The sequence below is a fragment of the Rahnella sp. BIGb0236 genome, from assembly GCF_004364755.1.
In the GTDB taxonomy this organism is placed as follows: domain Bacteria; phylum Pseudomonadota; class Gammaproteobacteria; order Enterobacterales; family Enterobacteriaceae; genus Rahnella; species Rahnella victoriana.
The window spans coordinates 38,965-59,771 of the sequence record NZ_SOAO01000010.1; the positions used below are offsets into that span (position 1 = coordinate 38,965).

22 protein-coding genes are annotated in these 20,807 nt (G+C 55.6%); 6 read left to right on the top strand and 16 right to left on the bottom strand.

What is annotated here, in order from left to right:
- Positions 1-14: 14 nt before the first annotated feature.
- Together rapZ and npr are read left to right on the top strand one after the other, a co-directional pair.
- Positions 15-866, top strand: a complete 852-nt coding sequence (rapZ, locus tag EDF78_RS18365; RefSeq protein ID WP_095925264.1) for an RNase adapter RapZ — start codon at positions 15-17, stop codon at positions 864-866.
- Positions 863-1,135, top strand: coding sequence for a PTS phosphocarrier protein NPr (npr, locus tag EDF78_RS18370; protein ID WP_056776243.1), 273 nt, complete (start codon positions 863-865; stop codon positions 1,133-1,135). The genes rapZ and npr overlap by 4 nt, the downstream gene beginning before the upstream one ends.
- 86 nt (positions 1,136-1,221) lie before the next feature.
- Here npr and EDF78_RS18375 read toward each other — a convergent pair whose 3' ends face one another.
- The 10 genes from EDF78_RS18375 to EDF78_RS18420 form a co-directional block, all read right to left on the bottom strand.
- Complete coding sequence (locus EDF78_RS18375) at positions 1,222-3,141, bottom strand: PRD domain-containing protein (protein WP_166654474.1); 1,920 nt, start codon at positions 3,139-3,141, stop codon at positions 1,222-1,224.
- Positions 3,142-3,153: 12 nt separating this feature from the next.
- Positions 3,154-4,362: a lactonase family protein gene (locus EDF78_RS18380; RefSeq protein WP_133823618.1), complete on the bottom strand. Its 1,209-nt coding sequence runs from the start codon at positions 4,360-4,362 to the stop codon at positions 3,154-3,156.
- A gap of 122 nt (positions 4,363-4,484) precedes the next feature.
- Positions 4,485-5,225 carry a KDGP aldolase family protein gene (locus EDF78_RS18385; RefSeq protein WP_119822415.1) on the bottom strand — a complete coding sequence of 247 codons (741 nt, stop codon included), beginning with the start codon at positions 5,223-5,225 and terminating at the stop codon, positions 4,485-4,487.
- Entirely contained in the window at positions 5,222-6,349 is a 1,128-nt protein-coding gene (locus EDF78_RS18390; RefSeq protein ID WP_133823619.1) for a DgaE family pyridoxal phosphate-dependent ammonia lyase, read from the bottom strand. Before EDF78_RS18390 ends, EDF78_RS18385 begins: the two co-directional genes overlap by 4 nt.
- Positions 6,339-7,472, bottom strand: a complete 1,134-nt coding sequence (locus EDF78_RS18395) for an amidohydrolase/deacetylase family metallohydrolase (RefSeq protein ID WP_133823620.1) — start codon at positions 7,470-7,472, stop codon at positions 6,339-6,341. Before EDF78_RS18395 ends, EDF78_RS18390 begins: the two co-directional genes overlap by 11 nt.
- A gap of 69 nt (positions 7,473-7,541) precedes the next feature.
- Positions 7,542-8,189 (bottom strand): DUF4310 family protein, encoded by a 648-nt coding sequence (locus tag EDF78_RS18400; protein WP_047605604.1) that lies wholly within the window; start codon positions 8,187-8,189, stop codon positions 7,542-7,544.
- 13 nt (positions 8,190-8,202) lie between these two features.
- A complete protein-coding gene (locus tag EDF78_RS18405; RefSeq protein ID WP_013577268.1) occupies positions 8,203-8,979 on the bottom strand; it encodes a DUF4311 domain-containing protein in 777 nt (258 codons plus the stop codon).
- 32 nt (positions 8,980-9,011) lie between these two features.
- Entirely contained in the window at positions 9,012-9,311 is a 300-nt protein-coding gene (locus EDF78_RS18410) for a DUF4312 family protein (protein WP_013577269.1), read from the bottom strand.
- Complete coding sequence (locus tag EDF78_RS18415; RefSeq protein WP_013577270.1) at positions 9,311-9,676, bottom strand: SFCGS family glycine-rich protein; 366 nt, start codon at positions 9,674-9,676, stop codon at positions 9,311-9,313. Before EDF78_RS18415 ends, EDF78_RS18410 begins: the two co-directional genes overlap by 1 nt.
- Before the next feature lie 46 nt (positions 9,677-9,722).
- Positions 9,723-10,073 carry a PRD domain-containing protein gene (locus EDF78_RS18420; RefSeq protein WP_133823621.1) on the bottom strand — a complete coding sequence of 117 codons (351 nt, stop codon included), beginning with the start codon at positions 10,071-10,073 and terminating at the stop codon, positions 9,723-9,725.
- A 399-nt stretch (positions 10,074-10,472) separates the two neighbouring features.
- Between EDF78_RS18420 and rnk the strand changes: the two genes are divergently transcribed.
- Complete coding sequence (gene rnk, locus EDF78_RS18425; RefSeq protein ID WP_095924406.1) at positions 10,473-10,883, top strand: nucleoside diphosphate kinase regulator; 411 nt, start codon at positions 10,473-10,475, stop codon at positions 10,881-10,883.
- A gap of 273 nt (positions 10,884-11,156) precedes the next feature.
- Here rnk and cybC read toward each other — a convergent pair whose 3' ends face one another.
- Positions 11,157-11,543: a cytochrome b562 gene (gene cybC / locus EDF78_RS18430; RefSeq protein ID WP_133823622.1), complete on the bottom strand. Its 387-nt coding sequence runs from the start codon at positions 11,541-11,543 to the stop codon at positions 11,157-11,159.
- A gap of 159 nt (positions 11,544-11,702) precedes the next feature.
- Positions 11,703-13,043: a metalloprotease PmbA gene (pmbA, locus tag EDF78_RS18435; RefSeq protein WP_095924404.1), complete on the bottom strand. Its 1,341-nt coding sequence runs from the start codon at positions 13,041-13,043 to the stop codon at positions 11,703-11,705.
- A 227-nt stretch (positions 13,044-13,270) separates the two neighbouring features.
- Here pmbA and yjgA point away from each other — a divergent pair, with 227 nt between their 5' ends.
- On the top strand, positions 13,271-13,822 hold the full coding sequence (yjgA, locus tag EDF78_RS18440; RefSeq protein WP_015698912.1) for a ribosome biogenesis factor YjgA: 552 nt from the start codon (positions 13,271-13,273) through the stop codon (positions 13,820-13,822).
- Between the two features lie 37 nt (positions 13,823-13,859).
- Here the strand turns inward: yjgA and EDF78_RS18445 are convergent, their stop codons facing one another.
- The 3 genes from EDF78_RS18445 to EDF78_RS18455 form a co-directional block, all read right to left on the bottom strand.
- Positions 13,860-14,153, bottom strand: coding sequence for a barstar family protein (locus EDF78_RS18445; RefSeq protein ID WP_133823623.1), 294 nt, complete (start codon positions 14,151-14,153; stop codon positions 13,860-13,862).
- A gap of 5 nt (positions 14,154-14,158) precedes the next feature.
- Entirely contained in the window at positions 14,159-14,608 is a 450-nt protein-coding gene (locus tag EDF78_RS18450) for a ribonuclease domain-containing protein (protein ID WP_119823074.1), read from the bottom strand.
- A 77-nt stretch (positions 14,609-14,685) separates the two neighbouring features.
- Complete coding sequence (locus EDF78_RS18455) at positions 14,686-16,146, bottom strand: NAD-dependent succinate-semialdehyde dehydrogenase (protein ID WP_133823624.1); 1,461 nt, start codon at positions 16,144-16,146, stop codon at positions 14,686-14,688.
- Between the two features lie 428 nt (positions 16,147-16,574).
- On the opposite strand from EDF78_RS18455, the gene EDF78_RS18460 reads away from it, so the two are divergent.
- Complete coding sequence (locus EDF78_RS18460) at positions 16,575-18,158, top strand: APC family permease (protein ID WP_232770193.1); 1,584 nt, start codon at positions 16,575-16,577, stop codon at positions 18,156-18,158.
- 93 nt (positions 18,159-18,251) lie between these two features.
- Positions 18,252-18,833 (top strand): maltose acetyltransferase domain-containing protein, encoded by a 582-nt coding sequence (locus tag EDF78_RS18465; protein WP_133823625.1) that lies wholly within the window; start codon positions 18,252-18,254, stop codon positions 18,831-18,833.
- 7 nt (positions 18,834-18,840) lie between these two features.
- Here the strand turns inward: EDF78_RS18465 and aaeB are convergent, their stop codons facing one another.
- Positions 18,841-20,799 carry a p-hydroxybenzoic acid efflux pump subunit AaeB gene (gene aaeB / locus EDF78_RS18470; protein WP_133823626.1) on the bottom strand — a complete coding sequence of 653 codons (1,959 nt, stop codon included), beginning with the start codon at positions 20,797-20,799 and terminating at the stop codon, positions 18,841-18,843.
- Positions 20,800-20,807: the final 8 nt, after the last annotated feature.

Consider the following 20,807-nt stretch of genomic DNA (forward strand, 5'->3'; position numbering starts at 1 on the left):
AGGGGAGTGACACCATGGTGCTGATGATTGTCAGCGGCCGTTCCGGTTCCGGGAAGTCGGTTGCCCTGAGGGCACTCGAAGACATGGGTTTTTACTGTGTGGACAACCTGCCGGTGGTGTTACTGCCGCAGCTCGCCCAGACCCTTGTTGAACGCAATACGTCTGCGGCCGTCAGCATTGACGTCCGTAACATGCCAGAAACACCGGAAGTTTATGAGCATGCGATGTCACAACTGCCGGAGAGCTTCTCACCGCAGCTGTTGTTCCTTGATGCTGACCGCAATACCCTGATCCGCCGCTACAGCGACACGCGTCGTCTGCACCCGCTTTCCAGCAAAAATTTATCCCTCGAAAGTGCCATTGATGAAGAAGCCGATCTGCTCGAACCGCTGCGTTCGTCGGCGGATCTGATCATCGACACCTCCGAAATGTCCGTGCATGAGCTGGCAGAAATGCTGCGTACCCGCCTGCTGGGGAAACGCGAGCGCGAACTGACGATGGTGTTCGAGTCCTTCGGTTTCAAACACGGCATTCCGATTGATGCGGATTACGTCTTCGACGTGCGTTTCCTGCCGAACCCGCACTGGGATCCGAAACTGCGTCCGATGACCGGCCTTGATAAGCCGGTGGCGGCGTTCCTTGACCGTCATACCGAAGTACACAACTTTATCTACCAGACCCGAAGCTATCTCGAACAATGGCTGCCGATGCTGGAAACCAACAACCGCAGCTATCTGACCGTCGCCATTGGCTGTACCGGCGGTAAACACCGTTCGGTGTATATCGCAGAACAACTGGCCGACTATTTCCGTTCCCGTGGGAAGAATGTTCAGTCCCGCCATCGCACGCTGGAAAAACGCAAATGACGGTGAAACAAACGGTAGAAATCAAAAACCGGTTAGGCATGCATGCCCGTCCGGCGATGAAGTTGTTTGAACTGGTGCAGAGCTTTGAATCAGAAGTGATGCTGCGCAACGGCACAGGCATTGAAGCAGAAGCCAGCAGCGTGATTGCGCTGCTGATGCTCGATTCGCCGAAAGGTCAGCAGATTGAAATCGAGGCCACCGGCCCCGACGAAGAACAGGCACTGACGGCAGTGGTAAATCTGATCAATTCAGGATTTGACGAAGACTAATACGCCTCACTCCCGATGAGCTGACATCAGTCAGTGATTCGGGTGAACGCACGCCTCTAACGCCGCTGCGGCGTCAGGGACGCAGGCTAAATACGGCTTAAACAGTCGATAGCAATGGCCTTAAAGCTTTCAAAGTTCTCACTGCTCAGCAAACGGCTCATTGAGCGTTCCCGCACAAACGTCACGAACAAATCGTAAATCGCCATCGCCTCTTCATAATCGGCCTTGCTGATCGCCAGCAGGAAAATCACGTGCGCGGTTTCCCCTTCTCCCCACGCAATGCCCTGCGGCGAAAGCAAGGTGATCACCACGGTTTTCTTCGCCAGCAGTCCCAGCGAGTGCGGCAGCGCAATCCCTTCGCCGAGCATGGTGGAGACAATCTCTTCACGCTCGACCACTGACGGGTAAAACGCCTGATCGACGTAGCCTTCTTCTTCCAGCTGTGAGCACACATGGCGGAACAACTCTGCCTGCGTCATCGGCTGGTTGACGATCATAAAGTGTTTTTCGTCGAAGAATTTTTCCAGCATATAAGGCCGCGTGCGGTCGACCAGCACCAGCTTGCCGAGCTGTTCCATCTGGTATTCCGTCGGGAAAGGCGACAACACCACTACCGGCTTGTTCTTCTCGCTGATGCGGGCGTTAGAAATAATAAAATCTTCGTCGATATGTTCCAGTTGCTCGTAATCGCGCAGCGTCACAATCTGCTTCATCACCAGTTGCGGATACTTACGGTTAATCTGCGCCTGGATCATGCGGATGGTCGAATTACCGGTATCGCACACCAGCATCACCTGCGGATGCCGCTGATAGCCGATGTTGTAATGCCGCTCCAGTCCGACGCCGATATGCAGCACCAGAAAACCGATCTCGTTTTCGCTCAGGGTGTAGGGCGTGTATTTCCCCCAGCTCGACACCGCCGCCAGCGTGACGTCATACGCCATCGGGTAATGCTGTTTGATGTTGTTCAGCAGCGGATTGGGGATATTAATCTGGTATTTCACCCGCGTAATCATGGTCTTGATATGGGTCAGCAGGTCGGCGCGCAGCTGCTTATCGCCCTGCAAATCATAGTTATAGTGCGAATTGATATACGAGAGAATGTAATCGACCAGCGACTCGTCATCGTCGGCGTTAATGTCCGTCGGCAAAATCTGCTGCACCCGGCGGGCCGCGATATTGACCCGCAGATAGGCTTCTTCGGAGGCCGGGATTTCCTTACCCACCAGATTTTTCAGTTCCGCCGCCAGACGCACGGACACCTGCTTCACCGCCGGATCGCCGTCTTCGGCATCGAAATCCGTCAGCGGATAACCGCCGGTAATACGCTTGATCGCCACCGCGCAATACAGAATTAAATACTGCTCGCCTTCATCGGTCAGCTGAATGGCAGACTGCGCCAGCAACTGATGCATAAAGCGCGTCAGCGGCACCAGCGCCTGCGGTTCAAGACTTTCCGCTTTCAGCAGCGGATTGGCCTGCTCCTCGGCATCAAGCTGGAACAAGAGATCGGTCAGACAGGCGCGGATCGCCAGCTCCGCGCCAAACAGCTTCATGCCATAGCGCGGTTTGGTTTCGATATTCAGGTGATAACGCGCCAGATGCTCGCGTACGTCGGCCATATCATTTTGCAGGGTTCCCCGGCTGACAAACCATTCATCGGCCAGATCTTCCAGCTTCAAAGAAAAGGCCGAGGTCAGAAAGCGGATCAGCAACGTCTTTACCCGCTCAGCCGCCGTGCGCGGCGTCGGGTTCGGTTTACGCTGCACCGGCTGCTGTAACGAGGAGAACAAGGTGTGATCGTCAATCCGCAGCTGATAACCGCTGCCACGGCTGTGTACGAACGTCGCGCCATAGTCTGCGATGATTTCATTCAGCGCCGTGATGTCTGCACGCACCGTCCGCGTCGAGACGGACAGACGTTTCGCCAGTTCATCCTGAGGCAACGTTTCGGTTTGCAGCGCATCAAACAATTGCGCCAGCCGTTGATTGGGAAATCTCACCATTGTTTTTCCATATTATTCCGGCGACGGCGCGATCACCATTTGCGACGGACTGCCGACCGCAACATAGCCATCGACGAACGTCAGTTTGCCGTTTTCAGCAGATACCTTGAATCGGGTGATGTTATCGCTTCGTTGATTCATTGCGTAAATATATTTGCCATCCGGTGACAATGTCAGCGTGCGCGGGTAGTCGCCGCGCGTCCAGACGTCATCGTGCCAGGTCATTGCGCCTTCGCCGGTCACGTTGATCTGCGCGATGCTGTTATGCAGACGGTTCGCCACGTACAGATGTTTGCCGTCCCTGCTCAGCACAATGCCTGCGGCAAAGTTAGTGCCTTTGAAACCGGCCGGCAGCGATGAAAGGCTGTGCAGTTGCGTCAGCGTGCCTTTTGCCGCATCAAGGCGATAACTGGTCAGCGTCGAGGCTTCCTCGTTGATCAGGAAAACCACTTTGCCGTTCGGATGAAACACAAAATGGCGCGGCCCTGCACCTTCTGAAGACGCGTTGATAAACGGCGGATCGTTGGCTTCCAGCACGCCGGTTTCGCTGTTGAGTTTCCACTGATAAATCCTGTCCAGACCGAGATCCGTGGAGAACACGAATTTACCGGAAGGATCGGTGGCGATCATGTGAGCGTGCGGCCCGTTATGGTCGCTGATGGCAAAGCTGCCTTCTGCCGCCGCCGCCGGTTTACCTGCGCCCGCCGGACCGGAATCCTGCTGGCTGTGGCTGGCCTCACTCAGTTTTCCGCTGGCATCCACCGGGAAAACCGCCACCACGCCGCTGATATAATTCGCCACCAGCAGATGGTCGCCTTTTGGCGTCAGCGACAAATACACCGGCCCTGCGCCCTGCGAATCCACCTGATTGATCAGCGTCAGGCTGCCGTCTTCCGGCGCAATACGGTAAGCGGCCACGGCACCGTGTTTGCCGCCGTTGTAATCATCAGTTTCACTGCCGATGAACAGCGTTTTGCCGTCGTGGCTGAGCACCATCTGCGCCTGATTGGGCAACTGGCTGGAGAGGGTTTTATCGCTCAGTGCGCCGGTTTTCGGATCGAATTTAAAGCGGTAGACACCTTCCCCGTTCGGGTTGTAGGTGCCGACGTAAGCAAACTGCGGAGTCGTGGAGGTCATTGTTTTTTCTGCTGCATAAAGCGGCGCGGCGGTCACGGCCAGCATCGCGGAGGTTAAACCTGAAATCAGAAACCAGTTTCTCATACATTTCCTCAAAATTTGGGGGCTGTCAGACAAACAAGATAACTCTGCATCCGCCCGAAGGTTGAGGGATGCAGAGTGTTTAACCGCGCAGACGGCTTACCGCGCAGGAAAGGTCAGAACCTTCAGCCCACCAGCTTTTTAACGCTGGCCAGCAGCGTTCTCACATCGTCAGGACGGGTGTTGCCCGACGCGCTGTCGATGATCGAACTGTAGATATGCGGGATGATTTTGGTGACACCTGCCGCCAGCGCGATTTCCATAATCGGCTCAAAGTTTTCCAGATCGATTCCGCCGGTCGGCTCCAGCCAGAAATCCTGCTCCGCACAGGCACGCGCCACGGCGGCGAATTCGTCACGGGTTTTCAGGCCGCCCATCGGGAAATATTTCACCGAGCTGCCGCCCATGTCTTTCAGCAGCGCAATCGCCGTTTCCACCGGCACAATCGCATCGCTGGCCGCAGAACTCAGCGGCCCGGTATTGATCTTCACAAAGCCCACTTTGCCGGTCGGAGAAATCAGACCGTTGACCACGCTGTCGTTTTGCCCGAGCAGCGCACGGCTGGTGCCGACGCCGGTAAACACCTGATTGACGTGCTGCGGCTGAACCTGTGCAGAAATCTGGCTGACCATCAGCGACTGCCGCGGATCGCCCGCGCCTAAGCCGACGGACAAGGCGTTTTCAATCAGCGCCGCGTATTCCTTCATGTCCGCGACCGCGCTCGTCACATCGGCGTAATTTTTCGACAGCACGCCGACCAGCACGTGGCCTTCTGCGGCGGCGTAAATGTCACGGGCATTGTCTTTAGAACCGGCCAGCACGTTCAGGCACACGCGGTCACGGTAGAAATTCGGGGTCAGCTTCATGCTTTGTCTCCGCTGAAAAGGTGTTTAAAACGTTGTGCGACGATGGCGAGCTGCGGCGGGGTCACGCTGCGCACATCGACTTCAATCTTGCCTTCGTTGGCGCGGTAGCCACGGAAATAAATCGCGATATCGCCGTTCTTCATGGCATCCACAATGTCTTTGGTTTTCAAGCCGAGCACCGCTTCATCGAAAGTAATTTCCGTGCGGGCGATATCACGTCCGGCACTGTCCCAGACCACACGACCGGTCACGCCGTTGATCTCATTCAGGCTGGCGATGAATGGCGTCATCTTGTCGACCATTTCCTGTCCGGTGGTTTTCGGCAGCGTGATGTAGCTTTCAATCGCCTGCGTCAGGCCGAGAATGCCTTCCTTGCCGACTTTCATCGCACGGCCAATGCCGCCGGATTGCAGTTTTACCCATTCAACGTACTGTTTCTTGCCGAGCACCAGACCGCTGGTCGGCCCTTCGATGGCTTTTGCGCCGCTGTAAATCACCAGATCCGCACCCATCTCGTAATAGCAGGTCAGATCTTCTTCTGCGGCGGCATCAACAATCAGCGGCAGGTTATGCGCACGCGCCACTTCTGCGGCTTCGGCCACCGACAAAATGCTTTTCTGCACGCTGTGATGCGATTTGATGTACAGAATGGCGGCCGTACGCGGCGTGATGCAGGCGGCGAGTTGCGCGGCAGAACATTCGTTGGCGTAACCGGCTTCCACCACTTTGCCGCCGCCCATCGTGACCATGGTGGCGACCGGCGCGCCGAAGTTCACGTTATGGCCTTTTGGCAGCACGATATCGTGCGGGATCTCCAGCGGCGCAGCGTGCAGGTTTTCCAGCAGCCAGGCGTCATCTTTGACGATCACCGCCGCAACGGACTGCGCGATCCCGGCAGAGGCGCAGGACACCACCACGGCATTTTCGACGTTAAGCAGTTTCGCGATATAAGCGCCGGTTTTGTTCACCAGATCTTTCATCTCGAAGTAATGATTCAGGCCGGTATTCACCACTGCCGCCACTTCTTCACGCGGCGTGGACACACCCAGCGCCGTCATGCGACCTGAGGCGTTAATAACCTGTTTTAAATCATATTTTTCATACAAAGAGTGTTCAGAAGACATGAGCAGATTTCCCTTCTTCGGTTAACAGGGTGACGCCCGCGACCACAGCGGCCAGAGGCACCAGCAAACTTTCGCCCTTCACGGACTGTCCTTCGGAATCGACAAACACCTGCGGCGTCTGACGGCGTTCAAACAGGGTCAGGTCGGCGTCAGCACCGACTTCCAGACGGCCTTTGGCAGGCAGGCGCAGCGCGTCGGCGGCGTGCGAGGTGACGCAGTCAATCACCTGCGGCAGGGTCATGCCGACGCTGAAGAATTTCGACATCACGGTCGCCAGGCTGTGCACCGGCCCGTTCATGCGGTTGCGGCAATAAATATCGGAGCTGATGGTGTGCGGCAAAATGCCCTGCTTAATCGCCCGTTCCGCCACGTCGAAGCTAAAACTCGCGGTGCCGTGACCGACATCCAGTAATACGCCGCGGCTCAGCGCACGTTTGATGGCATCGCGCAGCACGCCTTCCGGCGAAAGAATGCGGTTCGGTTTACCGTTATAGCAGTGAGTAATAATGTCGCCGGAGGTCAGTAAATCCGCGATTTCATCGAGGTTCGGCGGATTATTGCCGATATGCACCATCAGCGGCAGGTCGTTGTTTTCGTGCTGAATTTCTTTGGCGCGCACCAGCGGTTTGATGCCGTTCTGGCCGACCACGCTGCTGCTCATCCGCGCCTTGATACCGATGATAAAACCGGGATTTCGCGCGATGGCGTCACGCACGCCGACCTTGTCGATCTGCGTCATGTCCGCCAGTTCGTTCTGCGTGACAATGCCGGTACGCGCGATATTCAGAAACGCGTAAACGTTGGTTTTCGCCGCACGGGTGCGCTGATAAAAATCGTCGACATCATTGGCACCGGTGCTGCCGGCATCTGCCACGGTGGTGACACCGCAGGCGATGCCAATCAGGTCAGCATCGTCATGATAAATCGGCGATTTGGGATAACAGTGAACATGGGAGTCGATCCAACCTGCGCTGGCGTAAACCTTGCCCTGAAGATCGAGGGTCTGGCGGGCGGTGGCATCGGAAGCCAGCGTGCCAATGGTGGCGAATTTGCCGTCGCGAATTGCAATATCAGTCAGGCTGCCGTCTGCGCGTAATGCCTGGCGGATGATTAAGTCATACATACGACGTTCTCCATAATCTCGGGCGTCAGGAGTGTTCCTGACGCCCGTTTACTGCTTATGTACTGCTTCTTACAGTGAAACCGGGAAGATGGCGCCCAGCACCATCGCACCGAGAATGGCACCACCGGTAATCGGCTTCTGCCACAGATAGAAACCCAGTGCGCCAATCAGCGAGCCAAGACCGATAGGAATCGATGCGGCCATTGCGGAGAGGATAATCAACGGCCCGAGGAAGCGGCCGGAGGCATTACCCGCGCCCATCATCACGTCAGCGCCGTAGGTGGAGTTGCTCTGATTGATGGTGAATTTACGCGCCAGAATGATGATGTAACCGACGGCTAACCCGAGGATCAGGCCGGTCACCAGCGAGGCGGCAAAGTTCGCCACCGGGAAGATAATCCCGGCGCCCAGCAGCATTGCAGGAACGCCCAGGCCGATACCGGTCTGGATCGCGCCGCCGATATCGAGAATACCGACCAGCGAACCTTCGATGATGCGGGCAAACAGGAAGCTGGCACCAAAGGCCGCCACTGCGCCGTACACGCCGGTATCCATGCCGGAACGCAGCATCGACACAAAGGCCACTTCGTTAAATGCACCGATGCCGTACAGGTAATACATGTGTGTCCCGGCGAAAACGCCGGAAGACAGCAGTCCGACAAAAATCGGGAACGACCACTCGGCGTACCAGAAACCACGTTTGGCTTGTTCTTCCATTGTCATGTTCCCCTTACTTACCGCTGAGTGAGTTGTGAATGCCGTTCAGCCATGTCGGGACGTCCAGCATGAAGGATTGCAACAGCTTGACGTCGAAACCACGGAAGAAACCGCTGAGAACGAACAGCGCGATAATCGCCGCCATCATCACTTTGGTGACGTGGTTCCAGCCGCTCTCTTCGACGCCTTTACCGATCAGGATACCCAGCACCAGACCCGGCACGGCGTTCCCCATGATCATCTGCGCCAGACCGCCAAAAATGGTGGCCCAGAAACCGGAACGACGTCCTGCATCGATCGCCGCCAGCCAGAAAATCACCGGCATGACGGTGTTCACCAGCAGGTTCGCCGCAGGCACCAGCACTTTAATGGCCGTGACCTGCAACGCCGCAGGCACGGCAGACGCGGTGGTGTTGAGGAAGGCCACCACAATCATGCCGATGATGCCGCCCGCAATCGCCATCTTGCGCGGGTCGTGCAGGGTTTCAGTGACATTGCGGTTTTTGAACATCAGGGCAGCGGTGGCCCAGTGAGGAATGATGCGGTGGTCAACGTCCTGAGTGAAAGAACCTGCCGCCACGGAAGATGCCCAGGCGTTAAAGAAGAAGCCCAGACCGAATGAGAAATGCGAAGCCGGATCGCCTTCACAGGAGTTTAATTCCCCAAGCGTACGAAAAGCCCCCATTCCTTGCACGGTTGGCGCATGGAACATACGTGCGGCACCCGCACCTACGCCCACCCCAACCAGTCCGCCGATAATAAGCGACTTAAATAAAATAATTAAAAACATCAGTATATCCTTGTCATTTATAGCTAACGTTTTTATTTCGTGACAAAAACTACCTGTTCCGTATTAATAACAGTCAGGTTGACGGTAATGTCTAACGCCACGTAATAACTCTTTCTTTCCCTGGCCAGAAAAAAGAACAGAAACTTTTCTCTTTTAACCGACTCCTCTGCCTTTATTACCTTGACGTCCTGCGGTTCAATGCGCAGCAAGACATTATTAGCAGACGATTGGAGAACCGTTCTCTGAACCTGACTCAGTGCGGAAGAAAAGGCGGCAGCCTTATTTTCGCCCTTTCCTTCAACCCGGACTGTCGTGGTTAATTGTTGCTTCATTACGCCTGACCATACTTCTTGTTATAAGCTTCAACCAGACGCTGACCCAGTTCTTCTTTATCCATAAATCCGAACCCTAATACTAAACAGCCTTCGTTAATCGCCGTGACACCTTCATCAACTGAACGCATCCCGTACTTCGCTTTATATCCGTATTTGTTTTGTGCGGTAATCGCACCTGCACCGCCACTGCCGCAGAAAGAAATACCAAAGGTCGCGCCTTCTGCTTTCATCACGTCGCCGAGTTTCATGTCTGCCGCCATACCGGGGACAACAATGGCTTTTCCGCCAGCCGCTTCCACGCCTGCTGCCACTTTCTGGCCTTTACCTAAACGGTCGCCGATCACAACTAATACTTGTCCCATGATTCACATCTCCACATTAATTAATGTATTAAAATTTCAATAAAAATTATTTCGGCTCGTTGTCTCTGGCCACTTCAAAATGTACCGAGAGCAAATACGCTTCCTCAATCGGTAAATTCCCGAACCAGCTCACCACGTCCTCTGCCATATGCATGGAGTCGGCAGAGATTTCATCAAATAACTCTTTTTCGACTTCAGGCAACGGCTCACCGGTAATCGAGCGTAATACCATGGCTTTAACGTGTGACGTTAACATCTGCAACTGAACATCGGTGGTGTAGATATTCTTCGCACTTTGCATTGTCTGAATATCTTTTAATACTTGCTCTGTTATCGCCGCAGCATCTTTCAATTCAATCCGCCCGGTCCCATTCACAGATGCGCTTGCGTTATTCACTCGCGGTTACCTCTCTCCTTGCCCGGCCCACTATTTTCAGCCGTGTATTTCGTCTGTCTTTACCCTAACCCCGGTAAGATTTCCTGTGTAGAGGGTCTTTTTCCAGTTCGAAGTGGAAATACGATGCGCTGAGCAGATCCAATTCGCAAAACGAAAAGTTAAGTCGCCATATCACTGAATATTGCAGGGTGTAGCAGCGTATTACACTGGTAATCGGATTTTTCGCAATGCGGATTAATTCCCTCACAACGCTTTCATTTCCGCTTAAGAGTGCCTAGTATCAAAGAACACATGCAAATTACCGACACCCCTGCGCTTACCCGCAGGGGTGTTATTTTTTGCCGACCGGCACCCCACTCGCATGAAGCGGGTGATGCAAAAGGAACCATGGAGAATGTTATGAGTAAACCGACACTGATCATCAATGAACTTGACGCAGAACGCCTGGACACACTGCTGGCGCAACCGGCGTTTGCCAGCAGCCCGGTCGCCGACGCACTGAATGACGAGTTAGATCGCGCCGAGATTTTGCCGCCCGAGGAAATCCCTGCCGACGTAGTGACGATGAACAGCAAGGTTCGCTTTACTGAAGGTAAAGACGGCGAAGAACACATCCGCACGCTGGTCTATCCGGCGGCGCTGAAAGACAGCAACGAGCAACTGTCGGTGATGGCCCCGCTGGGCGCTGCCCTGCTGGGGCTGCGCGTGGGCGCAAGTATCACGTGGGAAATGCCCAATGGCGAGGAAAGCCACATCACCGTGCTGGAGTTGTTGTTTCAGCCGGAGGCGGCGGGGGAGTTGAGACGTTAAGGCAGTTAACTCCTTGTTCTGCGAAGGTTGAAGGCAACGCGCTGAACGGCTCCCTCCCCTGCGAAGGGGAGGGTTGGGGTGGGGTATTAATGACGAATCAATAAGTTGAAGTTTGCACTGACATTGGTTTTGCCTTTAAAACCCCCTCCCCGCCTCCCCCTTCGCAGGGGGAGGAGCAGGACAGCGATCAATTCCGGCTATTTCTCACCATGAAATAATGTGGGGTTTACTCCCTACCCTTCGCAGGGGAGGAGCAAGACACCCGCCATCTGCTTACTTAAACTTCTTGTGGTTCTCATTCCTTGTCGCCTTGAACCCTTCAGCTTCTTTCTTCGCTTCATCCACTTTACCCGCTTTCGCTAAAGCAGAAGCTTTATCAATCTGGCCGATCAGCGTATCCAGCCCTTTGTGGTAATCCTGCATTTCCGGGCTGTCAGGGGCTTTGCCTTCCAGTTTCGGTGGCGTGGCTTTTTTCGCGTCTTCCGCTGCGGCTTTCATGTTCGCCAGACCGGTGGTCAGTTCGGCCTGATCGTTGGTTTTCAGCACCTTGCTGTAATTATCAGAAATGGTGTCCATGTCCGTTTCTAAATCTGCTGCCAGTACCACCGTGCTGCTTCCCAGCATTGCGACTACCGCTAACGCCATCAGTTGTTTACGCATGATCTTTCTCTCTATTGTTATTTATTTGTTAGATAAAACGACATTGCTTGTAAGGCTTTATAAAAATAGGCTGAGAGAGAGGAAAACGGGATGAATTTTTTGTAAAGAAGGGTGGCAGGTGAGAAGCAGCGATCAGGCGACCGCTGCTTCGCAGGAGAATTACTCGCCGGCGATTTTCATAGCCGGTAACAGCACGGAACCGCACTGGATATTACTGCGGGTTTCGATATCGCTGCCGATGGCGACCATGTTGCGCCACATGTCTTTCAGGTTTCCGGCGATGGTGATTTCACTGACCGGATACTGGATTTCGCCATTCTCGACCCAGAAACCGGCCGCGCCGCGTGAGTAGTCACCGGTGACGCCGCTGACGCCCTGACCCATCAGTTCCGTCACGACCAGACCTTTATCGAGCTTACGCAGCATACCGGCGAAATCATCACCCTGACCGGCGATGCGCCAGTTATGGATGCCGCCCGCGTGACCGGTGGTTTGCAGACCGAGTTTACGTGCGGAATAACAGGTCATCAGCCAGCTTTGCAGGATGCCGTCTTTCACGATGTCGCGACGCTCAGTGCGCACACCTTCGCTGTCGAACGGCGTGGATGCCAGCCCCTGTAACAGATGCGGATGCTCTTCGATGGTCAGCCACTCCGGCAGGATCTGCTTGCCGAGGCTGTCGAGCAGGAAGGACGATTTACGGTAGATGCTGCCGCCGCTGATCGCCCCGACCAGATGTCCGAACAGGCCGGTCGCCACTTCGGAAGCGAACAACACCGGTGCCTGCATGGTCGGTAATTTACGCGGAGCCAGACGCGATAAGGTGCGGCGTGCACATTCTGCGCCGACCCATTCCGGATCTTTCAGGTCGCTGATTTTACGCGCGATGGAATAAGCGTAGTCGCGTTCCATGTCGCCCTGGTGTTCCGCGATAACCGAGGCGGAAATCGAATGGCGCGTCGAGCAATAGCTCTGCAACATGCCGTGGCTGTTGCCGAACACGCGGATGCCATAATGGCTGTTGAAACTGCCGCCTTCGGTGTTGGTGATGCGCTTATCGGCTTTCAGCGCCGCCTGTTCAGCACGGGCGGCCAGTTCGATACTGCGATCGGCATCGAGTTCTTCCGGGTGGAAGAGGTCCAGATCCGGCGCGTCGAACGCCAGCATCTCTTTGTCAGCCACGCCCGCGAACGGATCCGGCGAGGTGTAACGGGCGATATCCAGCGCCGCCTGCACGGTGCGGGAAATGGCGTCCGGGCTTAAATCGGTAGAAGAGGCGCTGCCCTTACGGTTCTGATAATAAACGGTAATGCCCAGCGCGCCGTCGCTGTTGAATTCAACGTTTTCCACTTCGCCAAAACGGGTACTGACGCCGATACCGGTGGTTTTGCTGACCGCCACTTCGGCAGCATCTGAACCGGCTTTCGCCAGTTCCAGCGCCTGAGATACGGCCTGTTCCAGGGTTTTACGCTGTTGCGCTACTTGATTCACTACGTTCATCGGCATGCCATCGCTTATGAGATTAAAGGGTTTGTTCTACACTGATATACAGAAACGCTTACCTTTGAGTCTAACAGAGACTCGCCACAATTTCGCATTCACTCCGGCGTTGTTATGCCCAAAGTTGCAACAGAACATGGATGTATGCGGCATAACCCTGCATAATGCCGCCGAAGCAATAAAGCACAATCAAACTGACAGGATTACCTCGTTAAGAGGAAGCGCCCATGACAAAGAAAATTGACGACTGGCACGACGACGTTCCCGACACCAACGAGAACGACGATGATGATGAAATCATCTGGGTCAGTAAAAGTGAAATCAAACGTGACGCCGAGGCGCTGAAAGATCTCGGTGCAGAAATGGTTGAGCTGGGTAAAAACTCGCTGGACAAACTGCCGCTGGACGACGATCTGCGCGCGGCGATCGACTTGGCGCAGAAGATCAAGAAAGAAGGCCGCCGCCGTCAGCTTCAGCTGATCGGCAAAATGCTGCGTTCCCGCGATGTAGAGCCAATCCAGACTGCGCTGGATAAGCTGAAAAACCGCCACAACCAGCAGGTGTCGCTGTTCCATAAACTGGAAATGCTGCGTGACCGTCTGGTGGAAGAAGGTGACGATGCGATCCCGCCGGTGCTGGAACTGTATCCGGAAGCCGACCGCCAGCAGCTGCGTGCGCTGATCCGCAACGCACAGAAAGAGAAAGCTGCCAACAAGCCGCCAAAATCTTACCGCCAGATCTTCCAGTATCTGCGCGAACTGGCTGAAGGTCAGGACTAAAAAACAAAAACCCGCTTTGATGGCGGGTTTTTTCTTTTCAGCCTTTGGCCTTCGCCGCCGGTTTCTCCGGCAGGTTCAGACGCAGCGCGCCTTCCAGTTCTTCTTCCGCTTCTTCAAACAGCAAAATTAATGCGCCGAAACGTCGTTTACGGTTGGCATTCAGGTTCATGAAATCTATCTCAACCGGCAGTGAAATCCCGCCCGTTACCTCGTCCCAGAGTGCGTCCAGATTCGCGCCGAAGCTGTCGGTCAGCGCAAACTGACGGGCAAACTCGCGGTAGAATGCGGGTAAATCCGGGATGTGATTAAAATCGAAGCTCACTTTATTCATCGACGTTACTCCACCCGAACGAAATGCTGATAATGATCTTTACTGACGTAAATCAGCCCGTCGCTGGCAAACAGCACGCGGTCAGCGCCGCGGCGTCCGCAGCGATAGTTGATATCCGCTTCACGCCAGACCCGTTTTGAGGCCGAAGGCAGCCGCCCTTCCCGGTTAGAGAAACGGTCGCCGCCGATGGCTTTGCCCGGCAAGACATCACACAGATTCCCGGCGCGTGCATCCCATCCGGCCTCCCGCGCCTTTTTCTTGGTGATGTAGTTTTCCGGCAATTGGTGATTCTGGCGCAAATAGCTGATCACCGTTTTCTCTTCCGTCCCCGTCACGATAGTGCCCGGGTTATGTGTCGTTTTCGCGACAATCTGTCCTGCGATGCCACACAGTCCCGCGATCACGGCGACCGCCATCATCAGTTTGCGCGGCCGTAGCCCGTTAAATACCGTCATTGGCGTCCTTTGTGTTTAGCCCGCATAAATCTGTTCCTGTTTATTGTTTCTTAAAACGCCGTATCTGGAAAGCTGACTTAAAGATTTCCTAAATGCAGCGTTTTCACCTGCAAATACTCTTCCAGCCCCAGCACCGAGCCTTCGCGTCCCAGGCCGGATTCTTTCACCCCGCCGAACGGCGCGGCTTCATTGGAAATCGCACATTCGTTAACGCCGATCATGCCGCTTTCGATGGCGTCCGCGACGCGGAAAATGCGTTTCAGGTTCTGGCTGTAGAAATACGCCGCCAGCCCGAAAGGCGTGTCATTGGCGCGTTTAATCACCTCTTCTTCCGTGCTGAAACGGAAACAGGCTGCCAGCGGGCCGAAGGTTTCTTCGTGCGCCACTTTCATGTCATCCGTCGCATCGATAATGACCGTCGGCTGGAAGAAGTTACCGCCGAGTTTATGACGCTGGCCGCCTTCCATCAGCCGTCCGCCTTTCTCCAGCGCGTCTTTGACGTGTTCTTCGACTTTCTCCAGCCCCTGAATATTGATCAGCGGCCCGACAATCACGCCCTCGTCCATGCCGTTGCCGACTTTAAGCTTGCGCACCTCTTCCACCAGACGCGAGGTGAATGCCTCGTACACGCCGTCCTGCACGTAAATCCGGTTTATGCACACGCAAACCTGTCCGCTGTTGCGGAATTTACAGGTAATGGCGCCCTGCACCGCCGCCTCAATATCGGCATCGTCAAACACGATGTACGGCGCGTTGCCGCCCAGTTCCATCGACACTTTTTTCATGGTGTCGGCGCTGTTACGCACCAGCGTTTTACCGATGGCGGTCGAGCCGGTAAAGGAGACTTTGCGCACCGCGTCGCTCGCCATGATCACGTCGCTGATCGCCGCCGTATCCCCGGCCACGCCGTTGATCACGCCGTCCGGTACACCGGCGTCCTGCGCCAGTTGCAACAAGGCAAAGGCCGACAACGGCGTGTTGCTGGCCGGTTTGATCAGGCCGGTACAGCCTGCCGCCAGCGCCGGACCCAGTTTGCGGGTCAGCATCGCCAGCGGGAAATTCCACGGCGTGATTGCCGCGACAACACCGACCGGTTCGCGGGTCGCCAGAATGCGCGAGCCGGCTTTGGCCGGAGGGATGATTTCGCCGTTGGCGCGTTTGGCTTCTTCGCTGAACCATTGCAGATAGCTGGCGGCGTAATCGACTTCGCCCAGCGCCTCTTTCAGCGGCTTGCCCTGTTCGGCCACCATCAGCTCGCCGAGGAATTGTTTGTTTTCCAGCATCAGCTCATACCAGCGATGCAGAATTTCAGAACGGGCTTTTGCCGTGGTTTTGCGCCATTCAGGGAACGCGTCGCTGGCCGCCTTCACCGCAGCTTCCGTCTCTGCTTTACCGGCTTTTGCCACTTTAGCCACCACCTCGCCGGTGGCCGGATTCAGCACATCAAACGTTTCTCTGGCCTCATGCCATTTACCCCCGGCAAAGTAGCCGGTCTTGAATAAAGGATGCGCGGACAGTTTTTCTAATTGGGCAGACATAGGGGATCCTCCTGATTTATGCCGTTCAACACGGGATATGGCAGTAAGTATAGACTCTAAAAAGGAAGGCGAAGGCACAGGACATTTAGCGTTCTGTGCTTGTAATATTCAGTTACACCAGGCTTTTCTGCTGAGATTAGCCAAAACCTCCGCATAACCATGAGGCGTCAGCTGCACCCCGCAGGTGCATGGCGTGACCTTCCCGGTGTCTTTTTGCGCCATCAGATAGCATGCAAACCATAAGCAGAGTGTGATTTCCGCCGTCAGGGAAAGAATGTGATGCAAATCACATGACTGGCATGGTTCCTGCTCAATACCTTCCGACCGCGCAATTCCTGCGCCGGTGCAAATTCCCTTTTTGGCAGTGAAGGTTTCTGCCGTCTTCCCAACTCTTCAACCCTAAAGAGGATCCTATGACTCAGGGGACGTTGAAAAAGAAATTAGGACTGGTGGATCTGACATTACTTGGTGTCGGCTCCATGATCGGTTCCGGATGGCTTTATGCGGCACTCACCAGTTCCGGCTATGCGGGCGGATTAACCGGCTGGGCGTGGCTGCTCGGCGCAGTGATGGTGCTGCTGATTGGGCTGGTGTTCGCCGAGCTTGCCGCCGCCATTCCGCGTGCCGGGGGTTTTGTCCGCTATCCGAATTACACGCACGGTAATGTGGTGGGTTTTGTTATCGGCGTGAGTTCGCTGCTGGCGTACACCAGTACTGCTGGCGTGGAAGTGGAAGCCGTGCGTCAGTATGCGATGTACTGGTGGCCCGCGCTGGGCCAGACCGACGGCAGCCCGACCGGCCTCGGCTTTGTGATGCAAATCGTTCTGCTGGTGGGTTTCTTCCTGCTGAACTACTGGAGCGTCAGTTTCTTCGGGCGCATCAATACCATTATTACGACTTTCAAATTCATCGTCCCGCTGATGGTAATTGTGACGCTGTTCGGCTATTTCCACGGCGGTAACCTGAGCGTACCGGGCACCGCACCGGGCGGCGTGCACGGTATCTTCTCGTCGCTGACCGGCGCTGGCATTGTGTTTGCGTATCTCGGTTTCCGTCAGGCGGTGGATTTCGCCAGCGAGGCGAAAAACCCGCAGCGCAATATCCCGATCGCCATCATGCTGGCCATTGGCATCAGCTTCGTGATCTACATTCTGTTGCAGTTCGCCTTTATGGGCGCAGTGCCCGCCGACATCCTCAGCGCACATGGCTGGGTCGGGCTGAAAACGATCTTCCAGTCGCCGTATGCCGATCTGGCGCGCAGTCTGGGCATTACGTGGCTGATTAACCTGATCCTGATCGACGCCGTCATTTCTCCGGCAGGGACCGGGAATATCTATCTCGCCGGGGCTTCCCGCGTGCTGTTTGCCTGGGCGAAGAACGGCCATCTGTTCTCGATTTTCGCCAAAGTCGATCCGAAATCCGGCGTACCGCGCGGCGCACTCTGGCTGTCGCTGATTCTGGCCATTGCCTGGACGCTGCCGTCTGAATTTCAGGTCTGGGGCGGGCTGATCGGTGCAGTGACGTCCGCGACCGTGTTCACCTATATGCCCGGTCCGGTCAACGCCGGTGTTATGCGCTCACGGTTACCAAATCTGCCACGTCCGTTCCGGTTGCCGGTGTTTGGCCTGCTCAGCCCGCTGGCGTTTGTCGCCAGTACCCTGCTGATTTACTGGAGCGGCTGGTCGGTGAACGAATTGCTGATCCCGATCCTGGTCATTGCGTGGGTGGCGTACGTTTTGTTCGGCAAGAAAGATCAGCATTTCAAACGTGATGTGCAGAGCGCGTGGTGGTTGCTGGCTTATTACATCGCGATTTTCATTCTCTCTTACTTCGGCACCTACGGCGGAACGGGTGCGATTTCCAGCCCGCTGGACATGGTGCTGGTCGTGGTCGTGACGCTGGTTTGCTATTATTGGGGCGTGGCTTCCGGGCATGAAAAACTGGAAATCCCGCAGGATGACGAGGAAGACGACACACCGGTCAGCCCGCGCCGCGAGACCCGTGTCGCATAGTTGATGTAATGAAATTGTCGTACGTTCACATTGCGTTTCTTTGTCAGTAGACTGCGGGTTTTACTCCGCCATTCTCTGACAAAGGAACACGCAATGTCGACGCGCGAAAAGATGAATAAGGGTGAGCTGTATACGGACATGGGCGAAGGATTGCCGGAGGAACGCTGTGCCGGAAAAGAGCGGGTGTATGATTTCAATCTCACGCGCCCTTCTGAAGAGGCAAAGCGCCTGCAATTGCTCAAAAGTATTATGGGCAGTCTGGGGGAGTCCTGCTGGATAGAGCCGCCGCTGCGTGTCGCCTACGGCACGCATATTCATATCGGCAACCACTTTTACGCCAACTTCAATCTCACGGTGGTGGATGACGCCACCGTGACCATTGGCGATAACGTGATGTTCGCACCGAACGTCACCCTCGCCACTGCCGGACATCCCATCGATCCTGACATCCGCATCACCGGTCAGCAATTCTCGCTGCCTATCGTCATTGAAGATAATGTCTGGCTGGGCACCGGCGTGATAGTCAATCCGGGGGTGACGATTGGGCGTAACAGCGTGATTGGAGCTGGCAGTGTGGTGACCAAATCCATTCCCCCGGATGTGGTCGCGGCAGGTGTACCCTGCCGCGTATTACGTCCGATCACCGCCAGCGACCGTGAGGCTTTCCTGAAATAGCCGCCGGTCAGGCAAGGAACGCATGCTGATAACGGTGCAGCATCTCGGTCAGACGCCTCACCGGCTCAGTGACTTTCAGCGGTGCGTCGTACTCCACCAGTTTTTCCTGATATTCGCCCAGCTCTTTCAGTAAACGCTGATAGTAATAGGTGCGTTTGCCTTCGCCTGAGGACGACACCACATGATCGGCGGTGTTACGGATTTTTTTGTGGAACGCTGACAGCTCGTCATTCACCGGCACTTCGGCCAGCTTCATACGCTGATGGGCGATAATCAGCATCAGCGCCAGACGGTATTTGCCGATGTCATTCGGGAACATCACCAGCAACTGGTTCAGCTGATGGTACAGCGCCGGAAGATGGTTTTCCCGACGACGGTACGCTTTGGTGGTCAGCGCCGACACCGCACTGCTCATGAAGCGGTTAAGCAGCGTACGACCGGTTTTCTCGCGGGATTTATCGCGAATAATCAGCAACACCGCCATGGCGATTACCGTACCAATCGCCTGCCCCAGCGCGTTGTCGAGAAACGACGTCACGTTAAACACCATCGGGTTGCTGAGCACCAGAATGTTGATGGTGCCCGCCAGCAGGCCAAGCATGCCGAGGCGGCGCTTGGTGACTTCGATACCGATAAAGAAGGTGAAAATCCCCAGCATCAGACACAGCAAAAACAGGCTTTGCTGCGTCGCGGGCATGATCAGCATAAACATCATCGAGCCGACCGGGATCGCCAGCAACATGCCGACGATAAAGTCCATCGCCATGCCTTTCGGGTTCGGCGTACGCATCGCCAGCGAGGTCACGACGGCGATGATAATCACGCAGCCGCTGGCCGACGTCCAGCCGGTCCACAACCACATCAGGCAGCCGATGGCGGTCGCCGTAAAGGTCCGCAGGCCGTTGACCAGCGCATGATGGCGTTCCGCAGAAACTGGACGCACCACCACTTCACCGTCGAGCACACCGCTTTCAACATTGTTAATGCTGCTGTTGGTATGGATGCCTTTCATCAGCAACAGCGCACGGGTACCGGCGCCGGTCCACGCGCTGAGGGTCATCAGCACGTTGTCGCTGTGCGTGCCGGTGATGATCTGACGCAACTGTTTCAGCCTGCGATGCACATCCGCCACGTTTTCAGCCGGTTCCGCAAACATCGCTTTCAGCTCAGGAGACAGCCGTTCCGGCGTGTTTTGCATGATCAGGTAGGTTTCGCACGCCTGAGTAATCATGCTCAGCGACGTGCTGTGCAGCGCTTTCAGACGACGGTTGACCCGCTGCCAGCGCGAGGATTCCATCATCAGGCTGCCACGCATGCCGTTCAACGCCGTGGTGCTTTTCACCAGATTATTCCACGACTTATCAATTTCTTCGCGGGTGCCGATATTCACGCAAATCCGCATCAGCGCAAACTGATCCAACATCAGCTGACTGACGGCGCGGTCGATATCTTTTTTGATGGAACGGGGAGAAAACAACAGGTCGGCGACAATGGCGCAGCAAATCCCGATGACGATTTCACTGCAACGTTCCACCGCAAACTGCGGTGTCTGTAGCGGCGCACTGGCGGAGGTCACCACAATAATCAGCGCGGTATAACCGGCCAGCCCCAGTGCATAGGAGTTCTCAACGCGCACCAGTGAAGACCACCAGGTGCAGACACCGGCCCAGATACAGCACAACAGCAACATCACTACCGGCGCGCGGGCGGTGGCGATAACAATCACCAGCGCCGCGATACAGCCGATAAAAGTGCCGATCACGCGCAGGAAACCACGGTGACGAATAGCCCCGGCAAAGGGTTCGCCACCCGCCACCAGCGCAGGGCCGGAGGTGACAATGGCGGCAGTCATGGCTGACCAGCGCGGGGTTTCGAGTTGCAAATAGAACCCGAGAACCAGCGCGCCGAGGATGGCGAATGTCAGCTTGCAGGCAAAACGGACGCGCGGGATAAGTACGCTATTCATTTTCCGGC